This window comes from Mesorhizobium sp. WSM4837, from assembly GCF_055811435.1.
On the sequence record NZ_JBVVQE010000108.1, the window covers coordinates 1 to 14649 of the forward strand.

The 14649-nt window shown below is 64.4% G+C and carries 11 protein-coding genes; 4 read left to right on the forward strand and 7 right to left on the reverse strand.

The features are described 5' to 3' along the window. Together AC0L3D_RS34235 and lpdA are read left to right on the forward strand one after the other, a co-directional pair. A partial coding sequence (locus AC0L3D_RS34235; RefSeq protein ID WP_473647287.1) for a dihydrolipoamide acetyltransferase family protein occupies positions 1-1002 on the forward strand: 1002 nt, incomplete at its 5' end. Between the two features lie 246 nt (positions 1003-1248). Then, positions 1249-2646 carry a dihydrolipoyl dehydrogenase gene (gene lpdA / locus AC0L3D_RS34240; protein WP_473647290.1) on the forward strand — a complete coding sequence of 466 codons (1398 nt, stop codon included), beginning with the start codon at positions 1249-1251 and terminating at the stop codon, positions 2644-2646. A 234-nt stretch (positions 2647-2880) separates the two neighbouring features. On the opposite strand, the gene AC0L3D_RS34245 is transcribed toward lpdA, so the two are convergent. Further along, entirely contained in the window at positions 2881-3984 is a 1104-nt protein-coding gene (locus AC0L3D_RS34245; protein WP_473647288.1) for a saccharopine dehydrogenase family protein, read from the reverse strand. Positions 3985-4108: 124 nt separating this feature from the next. On the opposite strand from AC0L3D_RS34245, the gene AC0L3D_RS34250 reads away from it, so the two are divergent. Together AC0L3D_RS34250 and AC0L3D_RS34255 are read left to right on the forward strand one after the other, a co-directional pair. Continuing rightward, positions 4109-4537: an Lrp/AsnC family transcriptional regulator gene (locus tag AC0L3D_RS34250; RefSeq protein ID WP_027153643.1), complete on the forward strand. Its 429-nt coding sequence runs from the start codon at positions 4109-4111 to the stop codon at positions 4535-4537. 290 nt (positions 4538-4827) lie between these two features. Then, the gene (locus AC0L3D_RS34255) at positions 4828-6057 is read left to right on the forward strand and encodes an amidohydrolase/deacetylase family metallohydrolase (protein ID WP_473629933.1); all 1230 of its coding nucleotides are present in this window, start codon (positions 4828-4830) and stop codon (positions 6055-6057) included. Between the two features lie 175 nt (positions 6058-6232). Here AC0L3D_RS34255 and AC0L3D_RS34260 read toward each other — a convergent pair whose 3' ends face one another. The 6 genes from AC0L3D_RS34260 to AC0L3D_RS34285 all read right to left on the reverse strand — a co-directional run bounded on the left by AC0L3D_RS34260 (position 6233) and on the right by AC0L3D_RS34285 (position 14465). After that, complete coding sequence (locus AC0L3D_RS34260; RefSeq protein ID WP_473536360.1) at positions 6233-8002, reverse strand: flavin-containing monooxygenase; 1770 nt, start codon at positions 8000-8002, stop codon at positions 6233-6235. A gap of 190 nt (positions 8003-8192) precedes the next feature. Next, positions 8193-9137 carry a MurR/RpiR family transcriptional regulator gene (locus tag AC0L3D_RS34265; protein WP_473536359.1) on the reverse strand — a complete coding sequence of 315 codons (945 nt, stop codon included), beginning with the start codon at positions 9135-9137 and terminating at the stop codon, positions 8193-8195. Between the two features lie 363 nt (positions 9138-9500). Further along, entirely contained in the window at positions 9501-11534 is a 2034-nt protein-coding gene (locus AC0L3D_RS34270; protein ID WP_473647289.1) for an aldo/keto reductase, read from the reverse strand. A 129-nt stretch (positions 11535-11663) separates the two neighbouring features. Next, a complete protein-coding gene (locus AC0L3D_RS34275; RefSeq protein ID WP_473629930.1) occupies positions 11664-12749 on the reverse strand; it encodes an ABC transporter ATP-binding protein in 1086 nt (361 codons plus the stop codon). Positions 12750-12756: 7 nt separating this feature from the next. After that, the gene (locus tag AC0L3D_RS34280; protein WP_236371043.1) at positions 12757-13608 is read right to left on the reverse strand and encodes a carbohydrate ABC transporter permease; all 852 of its coding nucleotides are present in this window, start codon (positions 13606-13608) and stop codon (positions 12757-12759) included. Then, positions 13605-14465: a carbohydrate ABC transporter permease gene (locus tag AC0L3D_RS34285; protein WP_473629928.1), complete on the reverse strand. Its 861-nt coding sequence runs from the start codon at positions 14463-14465 to the stop codon at positions 13605-13607. Before AC0L3D_RS34285 ends, AC0L3D_RS34280 begins: the two co-directional genes overlap by 4 nt. Positions 14466-14649 lie beyond the last annotated feature (184 nt).

A 14649-nucleotide genomic window follows, 5' to 3' on the forward strand; every position in this document is an offset into this window, starting at 1 on the left:
GGAAAAGTCTCTGAGCGTGAGGTTGCATCGGCGACGGAATCCCCCTCCCCCTTGTGGGGAGGGGTTAGGGGTGGGGGTGCTGCGGTCGATCGAGGTCCTGCATCCGTCGCCGCGCCGCGCCCCGAAGGTGAAAAGCCGCTGGCGTCGCCGGCCGTCCGCCTCAGGGCAAAAGAGGCCGGCGTCGATCTCCGACAGGTCAGGGGAAGCGGCCCGGCCGGCCGCATTCTCCACGAGGACATCGACGCCTTCCTGGCGCGCGGACCGCAGCTTGCGAAGGTCTCCGGCCTCGCCCGCAACGAGGCCGTCGAGGACATCAAGATCATCGGGCTCAGGCGCAAGATCGCCGAGAAGATGGCGCTGGCCAAGTCGCGCATCCCGCACATCACCTATGTCGAGGAGATCGACGTTACGGCATTGGAGGATTTGCGCGCTGCGCTCAACAAGGAGAAGCGCGGCGGCGTGGAGCGGCCGAAGCTGACGCTGCTGCCGTTCCTGATGCGGGCGATGGTCAAGGCGATCGCCGACCAGCCCAAAATCAACGCGCTGTTCGACGACGAGGCCGGCATCGTCCACCAGCATGGCGGCGTCCATATCGGCATTGCCGCGCAGACGCCTTCGGGGCTGGTGGTGCCGGTGGTCAAGCACGCCGAGGCACGCGACATCTGGGACTGCGCCGCCGAGGTTTTCAGGCTCGCCGAGGCGGCCAGGTCAGGCACGGCGGCGCGCGACGAACTGTCGGGATCGACGATCACCATCACCTCGCTCGGCGCCATGGGCGGGGTGGCGACGACGCCGGTGATCAATCATCCGGAAGTGGCGATCCTCGGCGTCAACAAGATGATGGTGCGGCCGGTGTGGGACGGCACCCAGTTCACGCCGCGCAAGATGATGAACCTGTCCTCCAGCTTCGACCACCGCGTCATCGACGGCTGGGACGCGGCGGTGTTTATTCAACGGATCAAGACGCTGCTGGAGACCCCGGCGCTGATTTTTGTGGATTGAGATGATGAACAGGGGATCGCAGGGGCGCAGAATGAGAGCAGTAGCGATCCTTCGCGCCCCCCTCTGTCCTGCCGGACATCTCCCCCTCAAGGAGGGAGATCGGCTGTCATCCCGACTTTCGCTAATCTCCAGCGTTGCAGGACCAAGCGGAGCGCCAAAGCTGCCAATCTCCCCCTTGAGGGGGGAGATGGCCGGCAGGCCAGAGGGGGGTGCTGTCCCGCCGGCTCGACCAACCAGGGTGCCATGATGAAGGAAATATCCTGCAAGCTGCTCGTCATCGGCGCCGGTCCGGGCGGCTATGTCTGCGCCATCCGCGCCGGCCAGCTCGGCATCGACACGGTTATCGTCGAGTTCGGCAAGCCGGGCGGCACCTGCCTCAATGTCGGCTGCATTCCGTCCAAGGCGCTGATCCATGCGGCCGAGGAGTTCGAGAAAATCTCGCACATGGCGAGCGGCAAGAGCCCGCTCGGCATTTCAATCGCCACGCCGTCGATTGATCTCGAAGCGACCATCGCCTGGAAGGACGGTATTGTTAGCCGGCTTAACAGCGGCGTTGCCGGCCTGCTCAAGAAGGCCGGGGTCAAGACCGTGCATGGCTGGGCGAAATTCCGTGACGGCAAGATCGTCGAGGTCCAGACCGAGACTGGCATGCAGGTCGTCCGCGCCGAGATGGTGGTGATCGCGACCGGCTCGGCGGCGGTCGAGCTGCCGTCACTGCCGTTCGGTGGGCCGGTAATCTCGTCCACCGAAGCGCTGGAGCTGAGCGAAGTGCCGGAAAGGCTTGCCGTCGTCGGTGGCGGCTATATCGGGCTCGAGCTCGGCATCGCCTTCGCCAAGCTGGGCGCCAAGGTGAGCGTGGTCGAGTCCTTGCCGCGCGTGCTGGCGCAATATGATGCCGAGCTGACCCGGCCGGTGGTGAAGCGGCTCACCGAGCTCGGCATCGAGGTGCTCGTGAACGCCAAGGCCAAGGGCCTGTCGGGCAAGGGCGATGCCTTGCTGGTCGAAACGACGACCGGCAAGAATGCCAAAATCGCCGCCGACACGATCCTGGTCACCGTCGGGCGCAAGCCGGTGGTCGAAGACTGGGGGCTGGAGCAGATCGACCTCGACATGGCGGGCAAATTCATCCGCATCGACGACCAGTGCCGCACCTCGATGCGCGGCATCTTTGCCATTGGCGACGTCACCGGCGAGCCGATGCTGGCGCACCGGGCGATGGCGCAAGGCGAAATGGTCGCCGAGATCGTCGCCGGCCACAAGCGCAGCTGGGACAAGCGCTCAATTCCCGCCATCTGCTTCACCGATCCGGAGCTGATCACCGCCGGCCTGTCGCCGGAGGAGGCCAAGAGGCTCGGCGGCGAGATCAAGGTCGGGCTGTTTCCGTTCGCCGCCAACGGCCGCGCGATGACCAAGATGAGTGAGGATGGCTTCGTCCGAGTTGTCGCCCGCGCCGACAACCATTTGGTGCTCGGCATCCAGGCGGTGGGCCAGGGCGTGTCGGAACTGTCGACGGCGTTTGGCCTGGCGCTGGAAATGGGCGCGCGGCTGGAGGATATCGCCGGCACCATCCATGCCCATCCGACACAAGGCGAGGGTTTTCAGGAGGCGGCGCTGAAGGCGATGGGGCATGCCTTGCATGTTTGAGGGCTGGCTGGCCTCACGGCGGATTCGAACCTCGTTCGGTCGAGTTCCTTCGCGCCCCCTCTGTCCTGCCGGACATCTCCCCCACTTGGGGGAGATCGGCAGCCTCGCCGTCCCGCCCTACTTTAAGCGTTGGAGATTGGCGAAAGCGGAGATGCCGGCCAATCTCCCCCCAAGTGGGGGAGATGCCCGGTAGGGCAGAGGGCGCTGTCCCACCGATCTCTGGTCAGCGAGCACCTAACCCGCAAGCCGGCTAACCATCTCGTGCTGCGCATAGGCGCGGCCGAAGCGGTTGGCGAGGAACGCGTCGAGCGCGATGTCTTCCTGCTTGATAAAACCCTGCGCCGGCAAGCTGCCGTCGGCCAGCATGTCGAGCACAGCGCAGATGGCGGAGGCGGTGGTGATCTGGATGGCGCTGCGCACCTTGTCGCCGACGCGCTTGGCGTAGATCTTGTTGGCGTAGGTTTCCTGGAGCAGGCGGCCGTTCTTGCGGCCGCTGACGGTGACGAAGACGATGACGACGTCCTGCAGCGTCGCCGGCAGGGCGCTCTCAAAAATGTCTTTCAGCACGTCGCGGCGGTGGCGCAGGCCGAGATCGTTGAGCAACGCCTTCATGATCGCGGCGTGGCCGGGGTAGCGGATGGTACGATAGTTCAGCGTGCGCACCTTGCCCTTCAGGGTTTCGGCCAGTGTGCCGAGCCCGCCCGAGGTGTTGAACGCCTCGTAGGTGACGCCGTCGAGCGAGAATTCCTCGCGCTCCTCCAGCGGCGGTACCTCGATCAGTTCGCCTTCGACGATCGCCTCGCAAGGCTCGCAATATTCGTTGATGACGCCGTCCGTGCTCCAGGTCAGATTGTAGTTCAGCGCATTCGACGGGTATTGCGGCAGTGCGCCGACCCGCATGCGCACGCTCTCCAGCGTGTCGAAGCGGCTGGCGAGATCATTGGCGACGATCGAGATGAAGCCCGGCGCCAGCCCGCATTGCGGGATGAAGGCGCTGTTGGCTGTACGCGCCAATTGCCTGACGCGCCGGGTCGCGACGACGTCCTCGGTCAGGGCGAGATAATGCACATCGGCACTGGCCGCCGCTTCGGCGATGCGCGTGGTCAGGTGGAAGGGCGCGGCGCTGAGCACCGCGAACTTGCCGGCAAGGGCCGCTTCGAGCGTGCCGGCGGCTTCGATGTCGAGTTCTAACGTCTCGACCGTTTCAGGCAGTTCGGCCGCGCCGAGCTGTGCGGCCGAACGGTCGGCGAGGGTTATGTGATAGTCGCCGGTGGAAACCAGCATCTCGGCGATGGTCGAGCCGATCTTGCCGGCGCCGACAATTATGATGTTCTTCATGACAGTTCCCTCGCCTTGCCTTTCACAGAGCGGACAGAATCGCAGCTTGCCTGTCGAAAGGAAGTGTTGAACTGTTCAAAACGAAGTGCCAAATTGGACAGTATGCTGATGAGGTTCGTCGAAAGTGCTTAGCAACGCCGAACAGGCCCTGCTCTCCCTGCTGCGCGCGAATGCGCGCGCCTCGACGGCCGAACTGGCGCGGCGGCTCGGCGTGTCGCGGACGACGGTGCAGAGCCGGATCGAGCGGCTGGAACAGCGCGGCATCATCACCGGCTATGGCGTCAGGCTTTCACCCGACTACGAACAGGGACTGGTGCGGGCGCATGTCCTGCTCACCGTCACGCCCAAGCTTGCCGACAAGGTGGTGCGCAGCCTGCAGGCGCTGCCGCCGGTGCGGACGCTGCATTCGGTGAGCGGCAATTTCGACATGATCGTCATCGTTGACGCGCCCTCGATCAAGGATCTCGACACGCTGCTTGATGAGATTGGCGCGATGGACGGGGTCGAGCGGACATCGTCGTCGATCATCCTGTCGACGCGGATCGACCGGTGAGTGCCTTGGCGGAGCATGGCACCGCTTCCCTCCTTCCAAAATGCTGCTGCCGGGCAGAACCTTGCGGAAAGTCGGCGGGACAGCGCCCCCCCTCTGTCCTGCCCTCTTTGCCAAAACTTGGCATCTCCCCCACTTGGGGGAGATCGGCAATTTTTGGCGCTACGCTTACGCTTGCGACGCTCCTGTAACAAAGCAACATGAAGTCCGAAAAATGTTGCTTTCTGACATGGCCTGTATGAGAATTGCGCGGACAGGCCGGTTGAACGAGAACAGACAGGAGCCGGACGCCGATGCAATTTGATCTCCTGCTGAAGGGCGGCCGCCTCATCGATCCGGCATCCGGCCTCGATGCGCAACGCGATCTGGCCATCGCCAACGGCCGCATCACCGCGATCGATCCCGACATTCCCTTCGAGCGCGCCGCGCGCGTCATCGATGCGACGGGGTCCATCGTCGCGCCCGGCCTCATCGACCTGCACAGCCACGTCTATTGGGGCGGCACCTCGCTTGGCGTCGATGCCGACCGCCTCGCTGCAAAAAGCGGCACCACAACCTTCATCGACGCCGGAAGCGCTGGCGCCGGCAACCTCCTCGGCTTTCGCCGCCACGTCATCGAGCGCTCGAAGCTCCGCATCCTGGCCTATGTCAACATTTCCTTTGCCGGCATTTTCGGCTTCTCGCAGACCGTTTCGGTTGGCGAGTGCAGCGATCTGCGGCTCTGCGAACCGCGCGAGACGGTGGCGGCGGTGCGCGAGCACGCAGACGTGGTCGTCGGCGTAAAGGTACGCTCGGGTCGCCATGCCGGCGGCAGCAGCGGCATCGCGCCGGTCGATCTGGCGCTCGAGGCTGCCGACCAGGCCGGCCTGCCGCTGATGGCGCATATCGACGAGCCGCCGCCAGGCCGTTCGGAAGTGCTGCCGCGGCTGCGCAAGGGCGACATCCTCACCCACTGCTTCCGGCCGTTTCCCAACGCGCCGGTCTTCGCCTCGGGCGCGGTCCGGCCCGACATGCGGCTGGCGCGCGAGCGCGGCGTCATCTTCGACATCGGCCACGGCATGGGCTCGTTCGATTTCTCGGTTGCCAGGGCGATGCTCAGCGAAGGGCTGGCGCCTGACGTGATCAGCAGCGACGTGCATCTCTACTGCGTCGACGGCCCCGCCTTCGACATTCTGGTCTGCATGTCGAAATTGATGGCGCTCGGCATGCCGCTGGTCGAGGTGCTGCGCGCGGCGACACAACGGCCGGCCGAGGCGATCGCAAGGCCCGAGCTTGGCACGCTTAAGGTCGGTGCCGTCGGCGACATCGCGGTGCTGCGGCTGCGTCCGGGCCGTTTTACCTTTGTCGACGCGGTCGGTGCCTCGCTGACCGCCGAGCAGAGACTGGTCTCGGACGGCATCGTGGTCGGCGGCACCTGGTGGCCGAACGAAGCGGCTAACGATTTTGGCGATACCGACCGCTACGAAGCGCATGCGCATCAGACGCATGTCGATGTGGTGAGCCGGCATCTCGGGCGTGGGTGAAGGCTGGGCAGCTCTTCCTTCTCCTCTTGTGGGAGAAGGTGGCCGAGCGAAGCTCGGTCGGATGAGGGGTGCTCCAGAGAACACCAACGCCTCACTCCGTCCAACACCCCTCATCCGTCTTGGCGCTGCGCGCCAATCCACCTTCTCCCACAAGGGGAGAAGGAGAGATGCGCTGCTACCCATAGACCGGCGTCGCCATTCCTTCCATCCGCGCCTTGATCTGCAGCGCCACATATTTCGAATAGAAGCGCGACAGCGCCAGATTGCCGCCGTGGAACCATAGCGCTTCCTGCGCCGTCGGCTTCCACATGTTGCGCAATTCGCCTTGCCATGGTCCGGGGTCACCTTTCACGCCCGAGCCAATCCCCCAGCACGGCCCGACCTCGTCAGCGACGTCGCGCGAGACGATCGCCGCTACGGTTTCGTTCATCGACTGATAGCCGGTGCAGGAGATAATCGCATCGGCCGCCAATTCGCTGCCGTCGTCGAACAGGATTCCGGTCGGCGTCAGCGACTTGATCTCGACGCCGCTGCGGACGCCGATCGCGCCCTCGATGATCAGATCGGAAGCGCCGACGTCGATATAGTAGCCCGAGCCGGTGCGGTAGGCCTTCATCAGCAGCCCGGTCTCGTCGTCGCCGAAATCGATGGCGAAGCCGGCACCGCGCAAGCGGTCGTAGAAGGCCGCGTCACGCGCCTTGATGATGTCGTACAGCGCCCGCTGGCTTTGCGGCAGCAGCGCGAACGGCGTCGAGGCGACGATCATGTCGGCCTTTTCGGTGGTGATGCCGCGGGCCAGCGCCTTTTCCGAAAAGATCTCGAAGCCGACTTCCATCAGCGTGTCTGACTTGACCACCGTCGTCGGCGAGCGCTGGATCATGGTCACCGCAGCGCCGCTCTCCCAGAGGTCGACGGCGACATCGTGCCCCGAACTCGCCGCGCCGATGACCGCGACGCGTCTGTCGCGGAATGTCTCGCCGCTAAAATACTGGCTGGAATGCAGGATTTCGCCCTGGAACGCAGCGGCGCCCGGCAGGTCGATCTGCCGCGGCGGGCCATAGGCGCCGGTCGCAAAGACGATGTGTTTTGGCATCAGCGTGATGCGCTCGCCGGCGCGATCGACCTCGACCGTCCAGATTTTTTTGGCTTCGTCGTAGGACGCGCTGATGCATTCTGTGGAGGTCCAGTAATTGAGCTCCATGACGCGCGTGTACATTTCCAGCCAGTCGCCCATCTTGTCCTTGGGCGTGAACACCGGCCAGTTCTCCGGAAACGGGATGTAGGGCAGATGGTCGTACCAGACCGGATCGTGCAGCACGAGCGAGCGATAGCGGTTGCGCCAGGAATCGCCGGCCTGCGCATTCTTCTCGATGACGATCGCCGGCACGCCGAGTTGCCGCAGCCGTGCGCCCAGCATGATGCCGCCCTGGCCGCCGCCGATGACCAGGCAATAGGGCTGCTCAATGGCACCGAGATCACGCGTCTCGCGCGCCCTCGCCTCGGCCCAGGTCTCGCGGTCCGGGTCGGCCTTGTGGCGGACACCCAGCGGCCGCGCCGGTCCCCTGCGCTCCTCAAAACCCCTGAGGTCGCTCATCGCCGTGAACAGCGTCCGGCATCTGCCGTCCTGCAGGCGCATGATGCCTTGGCCCCAGGCCGACGACGTCTCGAAGCTGAACCAGGCCTCTATCATGCCTTCGTGCGAGCTTGCCTCGCCACTGAGCTGCCAGGCGGTCGGCTTGGTCGCCGCCAGAGTGGCATCCAGCATGTCGCGGATCGCCGCGCGGCCTTCCATCGTCTTGATGTTCCAGGTGAAGGTCAGCAGATCGCGCCAGTAGCAGTCCTCGACGAACAGATTGGTCGCGGCCGCGGCGTCGCCCGCCTCGAGGGCGCGGGAAAGAGAGGAAAGCCAGCAGGCCGCCTGTTTTGAGGGTGCCATGTCGAGCATTTTTTCTCCTTCGATTCGCCGCAGCTTCTTTCCTTCTCCCCTTGTGGGAGAAGGTGGATTGGCGCGTATGCGCCAAGACTGTTAAGGGGTGTTGGCCGAAGTGCCGTTGGTGCCAAGCTGGAGCACCCCTCATCCGGCCGCTTCGCGGCCACCTTTTCCCACAAGGGGAGAAGGCAAGAAGCCGCGCTGCTCAATCCCCCAGCGGCTCCATCTCCTTGCCCGTCCTGTGGATCTGGGCGTTGTATTTGATGCGGCGGACGGTTTCGCGGGCCGAGCCGTCGAGCTTGTATGCGGCCGCCACCGCCATCAGGTCGATCGCGGCCAGAAAGGCGAAGCGCGAGGCGGTCGGCTTCAGCGTGTCGGGATATTCGGGCACCGCCACCGTCAGCCTGACGTCGCAGGCGCGGGCAAGCTCGGTGTCGGGCGCGGTCAAGCCGATCGCATCGGCGCGGTAATGCTTGGCCAGCTCGACGGCCTCGATCACTTCGCGGGTGCGTCCGGTCGCCGAAATGGCGATCACCAGGTCGCCGGGCTTCAGGGTCGAGGCGGTCATCCGCATCAGATAGGGGTCGCATTGGGCGACGACGGTGATGCCGTAGCGGAACAGCCGGTACTGGGTTTCCTGCGCCAGCGCCGACGAGCTGCCGCCGAGGCCGAACACCGTGACCTGGCGCGCCTTGGCGATGAGCTCGGCGGCCTTCACCAGCTGCGCCGGATCAAGCTGCCGTTCGGCTTCCTGCAGTGCCCGGCGCGCCTCGCCGAACACGGCATTCCAGAACGGCATGCCATTGTCGCTGCTCACCGGCGGCGGCTTGCTCAGATAGAGCGCGCCGACGACCAGGCTCTGCGCCAGCTTCAGCTTGAAATCGCGAACCCCCTCGCAGCCGATGGCGCGGCAGAACCGGGTCACCGTGGGTTCGCTGACCTCGGCGCGCTGGGCGAGCACGGCGTTGGAGGCGTCGACCGCGAACCTGACATCGTCGAGCACGACATCGGCGACGCGCCGCTCCGCCGGGCGCAATTCACCGTAAGAGTCCTTCACCAGCGAAATGATGTCGGGGATGCGCCTGATATGATCGCGTCCATCCGGGTCGTCGCCCGAGGTCAATCGTACATGGCCTTCAGCTTCGGTCATGACTCATCCCCGCCGTTCGTGGAACTCGATCTCTACCATGTTTGCGCGGTCGGTTTGCGAAGTATGTAGGAAAGAAACAAGCTTTTCAAGAAATAGAAAAGCTAATTCAAACAATACTGTAGTCGCGGTGCGAACGATCCCGATGATTAGAGCCGTGGTCGCCGTTCGACCGCAAGTCGGAGAGTTACGGGACACGCGACTCCCCTTCTCCCCCTGTGGGAGAAGGTGTCGCCGAAGGCGACGGATGAGGGTGCTCCAGCTTGGCACTGACGCACTCCGTCCAGCACACCTCATCCGTCTCGGCGCTGCGCGCCGATCCACCTTCTCCCACAAGGGGAGAAGGAAAGGGCAGCGATGCCCCCCTCAGCCCGTGCGTCGATGCTGATCCGAACCGCCATCCAGCCACGCGATGTCGTCGGGCGAAAGCGCAATGTCGAGGGCCTGCAGACTGTCCTCCAGTTCGTCGAGCGTGCGCGGTCCGATCAGCGGGACGGACGGGAACGGCTGGGCCAGGACATAGGCGAGCGCGACATGGATCGGGCTCTTGCCCAGCCTGTTGGCGAGCTCGATCGCCCGGTCGCGACGGCCGAAATTTTTCTCGGAGTACCAGACCCGGACCAGCTCTTCATTGTCACGCTGGTCGCGCCCGGCGCGGCCGGTGAAGAAACCCCTTCCCTGGCTCGACCAGGCGAAATTGGGCATCTGCCGGGCGGTCAGCCAGGCCTTCCATTCGTCGCTGGACGAGGTGACGCAACCCGGCCAGATCGGCACCAGCATCTCGGCCAGCGAAAAATTGTTCGAAAGCGCGCCAGGCTTCTGCTTGCCGGTCCGCTCGGCATAGGCAATCGCCTCGTCCATGCGTTCCTTCGTCCAGTTCGAGCCGCCGAACGGACCGCGAATGCGGCCAGCCCTGACCTCCCGGTCCATCGCGTCGACGAATTCGTCGACCGGCACGTCGGGATCGTCGCGGTGCATGAAATAGACATCGACATGATCGGTCTGCAGCCGGTCGAGCGACTGGGTGAGCTGCTTGCCGATCACATCGGGATAGCAGAGCGGGGTGTGCGCGCCCTTGCCGATGACCACCGAGTGCTCCCGTACGCCGCGGTTCTTCAACCATTGGCCGAGCAGCGTTTCGGTGTAGCCGCTGCCATAGATGAAGGCGGTGTCGAAGACGTTGCCGCCGGCTTCGAAATAGGCATCGAGCAGGATCATGCCGGAGGAGAAGGTGCGAAAATCCTCGAAGCCGAACGCCAGGCACGAGGCCGGCCGCGGCAGGCCCGGAATTTCGCGCTTCGCAATGATGGTGCCGCCGGAGCGCAGCCGCCGGCCAGAAATGGTGTCGACGCGTTTTTCGGGTTTTTCGATCTCGTATTCGAGCCCGATGGCGGCACGCCATTTGTCGAGCACACGCAGATTGCCGAGACTGTCGGCCCAGCCCATGCCCGGCCAGGCAAACTCCTGCTTTCCGGCCAGGATCGCCTCGCCGGCGGCGTCGACCCAGAAAGCGTAGAGCCAGCGGTCTTCCCTGACCTCGACCACCTCCTCACCGCCTGAACGGATGATGCGGATCTCGCCGGTGCCGCCTTCCCTGCCGCTCGCATACCAGAAATCCGCGACCTCGATGCGGCCTTTGGTACCAAGGATGCGCAGGACATTGTCCTGGGCGAGCGAGATCCCGCAGGAGACTTCGGCGACGATGCCGTTGGGAAAATGCAGCAGCGCCGAAGCCCATTCGTCGACGCCGGACTGGCCGAGATGCGCCGCACCCGCCACCTTGTCCGGCTCGGCGAAAGGCTTTCCTGATGCGGCCCCGGCAATCAGCCGCGCCATCGAAACGGGGTAGCCGCCGACGTCGAGAATGCCGCCGCCGGCGAGATCGTTGGCATAAAGCCGGTGCTCCGGCATGAAGCCAGGCATGGCGAAGCCGAAGCTCGATTTCAGCATGCGCACCTCGCCGATCGCGCCGGACCTGACGAGGTCGACCAGCTTTGCCGTCTGCGGATGCAGCCGGTACATGAAGGCCTCGCCGAGAAAGGTGCCGGCCCTGCGCGCCGCATGGATCATCGCGTCCGCTTCGAAAGCGGTCAGCCCCATCGGCTTTTCGCAAAGCACATGTTTTCGGGCCTCGGCCGCCCTGATCGCCCATTCGGCGTGGCTGGGGTGCGGCGTCGAAATGTAGACCGCATCGACGTCCGGGTCGGCGAGCAGAGCCTCATAGCCGTCGAGGATGCGGGCGCCGGGGAAGTTTTCATTAAGGCCCGATTTGCCGGGATTGCGCGCACCAATGGCGACCAATGTGCCGGTGCGCGAATGGGCGACGCCGCCGGCAAAGGCCTTGGCGATGGTGCCGGGCCCGAGAATGCCCCAGCGGATTTTTTGTGGTTCGGACGTCATTCCTGGATCTCCTTGGGGTCGCCTCGGCGTCGCGAGTTGGTGAAAGAAAATTGCGTGTCTTGGTGTGCATGGCGTTGTCCCAAACCGCTGCGCACCCTCGGTTCACGCCCGAGGGCATGCTTTTGGGCACTAGCGAATGCGAGCACCTGACTTGTCGAAGAGAAGCGATTGGCCAGCCTTGATCGACACCACCATGTGGTCGCCAGTCGCCCGCTGCCGCGACGCCTCGCGCTCGATGATCAGTTCCTCTGGTCCGGCATTGGCATAAATGTAGCTCACCGATCCGAGGTGCTCGGCGACATCGGCCTTGACGGCGATGTCGCAATCGCCTTCGCCGGCCTCGAAGAAATGCTCCGGCCGCACACCGAGCACGACCTCGGCGCCGGCCGCAGGCGGGGCGCCCGACAGCGGTTTCTGCAGCCGAGCGCCGCCATGGTTGGCGAGTTCGAGGAGCGTTGCATTGCCGTCGTTGCCGACCACTTGTGCCGCCAGAAAATTCATCTTCGGCGAGCCGACGAAACCGGCGACGAAGCGGTTGGCGGGGTCGTCATAGAGATCGAGCGGCGCGCCGATCTGCTCGATATTGCCGGCGTTGAGCACGACAATCCTGTCGGCCAGCGTCATTGCTTCGGTCTGGTCGTGCGTCACATAGATCATGGTGACGCCGAGCTCCTTGTGCAGGCGCGAGATCTCGACCCGCATCTGCACCCTGAGCTCGGCGTCGAGATTGCTCAGCGGCTCGTCGAACAGGAACACTTGCGGCTCGCGCACGATGGCGCGGCCGATGGCGACGCGCTGGCGCTGGCCGCCCGACAATTGCCGCGGGCGCCGCTTCATCAGCTCGGCGATGCGCAGGATCTCGGCGGCCCGCTTCACCCGCCGCTCGGTGTCAGCTTTCGGGTTGCCGTTCATTCTCAGCCCGAAGCTCAGATTCTGCTCGACGCTCATATGCGGATAGAGCGCGTAGGACTGGAACACCATGGCGATGCCGCGGTCCGCCGGCTCGACATTGTTCACTACCTTGCCGCCGATGGCGATCTCGCCGCCGCTGATGTCCTCGAGCCCCGCGATCATCCTGAGCAGCGTGGACTTGCCGCAGCCGGAGGGGCCGACGAAGACGACGAATTCGCCGTCCTCGACGCCGATGTTCGCGCCGTGAACGATCTCGAAGACGCCGAAGCGCTTGACGACATTTTTGAGTGTGACCGCTGCCATGCTGATCCTATTTGATGGCGCCGGCGGCAATGCCGGCGACGAAATGGCGCTGCAAGAGCACGAAGACGACGAGCATCGGCACCGTGAGCATCACGGCGCCCGCCATGATGCCGCCCCACGACACTTTGGTGAGGCCGATCAGCGTGCCGAGCGCCACCGGCGCCGTCATCGCGCCGGGCTTGGAATTGATCAGCAGCGGCCAGAGATAATTGTTCCAGGAGGCAAGGAACAGGATGATGGCGAGCGCCGCCAGCATCGGCCGCGCCAGCGGCAGCGCTACGAACAGGAAGATCCGCCATTCCTTGACCCCCTCGACGCGTGCGGCGTCGAACAGATCGCCCGGCATCATCGAGAAGCTCTGCCGCATGAACAGCACGCCGAGCGAATTGAACAGCGGTGGCACGATCAGCGCCACCCAGGTGTTGGCGAGCTTGAAGTCGCGCGCCACCATGATGAATTGCGGGATCAGCACGACAGCATAGGGAAGCGTGATGGTGCCGAGGATGATGGCGACGACGACGCCCTTGCCGAAGAACTGGTAGCGCGCCAGCGCCCAGCCGGCCATCGAGGTGAGCAGCACCGACAGGAAGGTGTAGGTCACCGCCACCGAGACGGAGATGCCGATGGCGCCGATGAAATTGGTGTCGCGCTGCAGATTGTTGACATTGTCGAGGAAGCTGCCGTGCGGCAAGAGCTCGATACTGGGGCTGAAAATGCCCCTGTCGGGCATGGTCGAGAAGATCACCATCATCCACAGCGGAAACAGCCAGATCAGCGCCAGCGGCGTCAGGAAGAGATGCAGCGCGATGCTGCGTCCCAATCTGGATGAGGAGCGGCTGGAGGAGGAACGTGAGCTCATTTCGGCTCCCTCGTCAGCCACAGTTGCACCAGCGAGATGGCGATCGCCAGCCCGGCCATGGTGTAGGCGATGGCCGAGGCGTAGCCGAAATTGAGCGACCTGAAACCCTGGCGGTAAAGCAGCAGCCCGAGCGTTTCGGTGCCGCCGCCCGGCCCGCCGCGCTCGGTGATCAGGAACGGTTCGGTGAACAGCTGCATGGTGCCGATGATCGACAGCACGGCGCAGAACACGATGATCGGCTTGAGCAGCGGCAGGGTGATGTAGAAGAACTGCTTGAGCTTGCTGACGCGGTCCAGCGTCGCCGCCTCATAGACATCCTGGGGGATGGACTGCAGGCCGGCGAGCAGGATGATGGCGTTGTAGCCGGCCCAGCGCCAGGTCACCGCGATCATGATCACCGCCATTGCCGGGGTGACGTTGGAAAACCAGTCGATACGCGGCAGGCCGACGCCGTTCAGCAGCTTGTTGATGATGCCGTAGTCGAGATTGAACATCAGCCGGAACACCGCCGAATACGCGACTTCGCCGACCACGACCGGGGCGAAGAAGGCGAAGCGGAACAGGCCACGGGCCTTGAGCAGCGGCGAATTGAGCAGCACCGCCATGACGATCGCCAAAGTGATCATCACCGGCACCTGGATGACGAGGATGAGCAGCGTGTTCTTCAATGCGTTGAAAAAGGCCGGGTCGCCGATCAGCCGGCTCCAGTTGACGGTCGGCGCGAACCGCCACGGCACGGTGCGCGTCGCCTGGAAGGAGATCAGGAAGGAGTTGATGATCGGCCACAGCCAGAAGATCGAGAAGATCAGCAGATAGGGCGCGAGGAAGCGGTACGCCGTGGCGTTCTGATAGCGCATCGTTGCCTCCTTCGCTTCCCGTTTCTAGGTTTACCGGCCTGCTTTGCCTTCTCCCCTTGTGGGAGAAGGTGGATTGGCGCGCATGCGCCAAGACGGATGAGGGGTGCTGGACGGAATGAGACGTTGGTGTTCCCTGGAACACCCCTCATCCGACCTCGCTTCGCGAGGCCACCTTCTCCCACAA

Coding starts and splice junctions, on each gene's coding strand:
- lpdA (WP_473647290.1), top strand. CDS start 1,249: ATGAAGGAAATATCCTGCAAGCTGCTCGTCATCGGCGCCGGTCCGGGC.
- AC0L3D_RS34245 (WP_473647288.1), bottom strand. CDS start 3,984: ATGAAGAACATCATAATTGTCGGCGCCGGCAAGATCGGCTCGACCATC.
- AC0L3D_RS34255 (WP_473629933.1), top strand. CDS start 4,828: ATGCAATTTGATCTCCTGCTGAAGGGCGGCCGCCTCATCGATCCGGCA.
- AC0L3D_RS34260 (WP_473536360.1), bottom strand. CDS start 8,002: ATGCTCGACATGGCACCCTCAAAACAGGCGGCCTGCTGGCTTTCCTCT.
- AC0L3D_RS34265 (WP_473536359.1), bottom strand. CDS start 9,137: ATGACCGAAGCTGAAGGCCATGTACGATTGACCTCGGGCGACGACCCG.
- AC0L3D_RS34270 (WP_473647289.1), bottom strand. CDS start 11,534: ATGACGTCCGAACCACAAAAAATCCGCTGGGGCATTCTCGGGCCCGGC.
- AC0L3D_RS34275 (WP_473629930.1), bottom strand. CDS start 12,749: ATGGCAGCGGTCACACTCAAAAATGTCGTCAAGCGCTTCGGCGTCTTC.
- AC0L3D_RS34280 (WP_236371043.1), bottom strand. CDS start 13,608: ATGAGCTCACGTTCCTCCTCCAGCCGCTCCTCATCCAGATTGGGACGC.
- AC0L3D_RS34285 (WP_473629928.1), bottom strand. CDS start 14,465: ATGCGCTATCAGAACGCCACGGCGTACCGCTTCCTCGCGCCCTATCTG.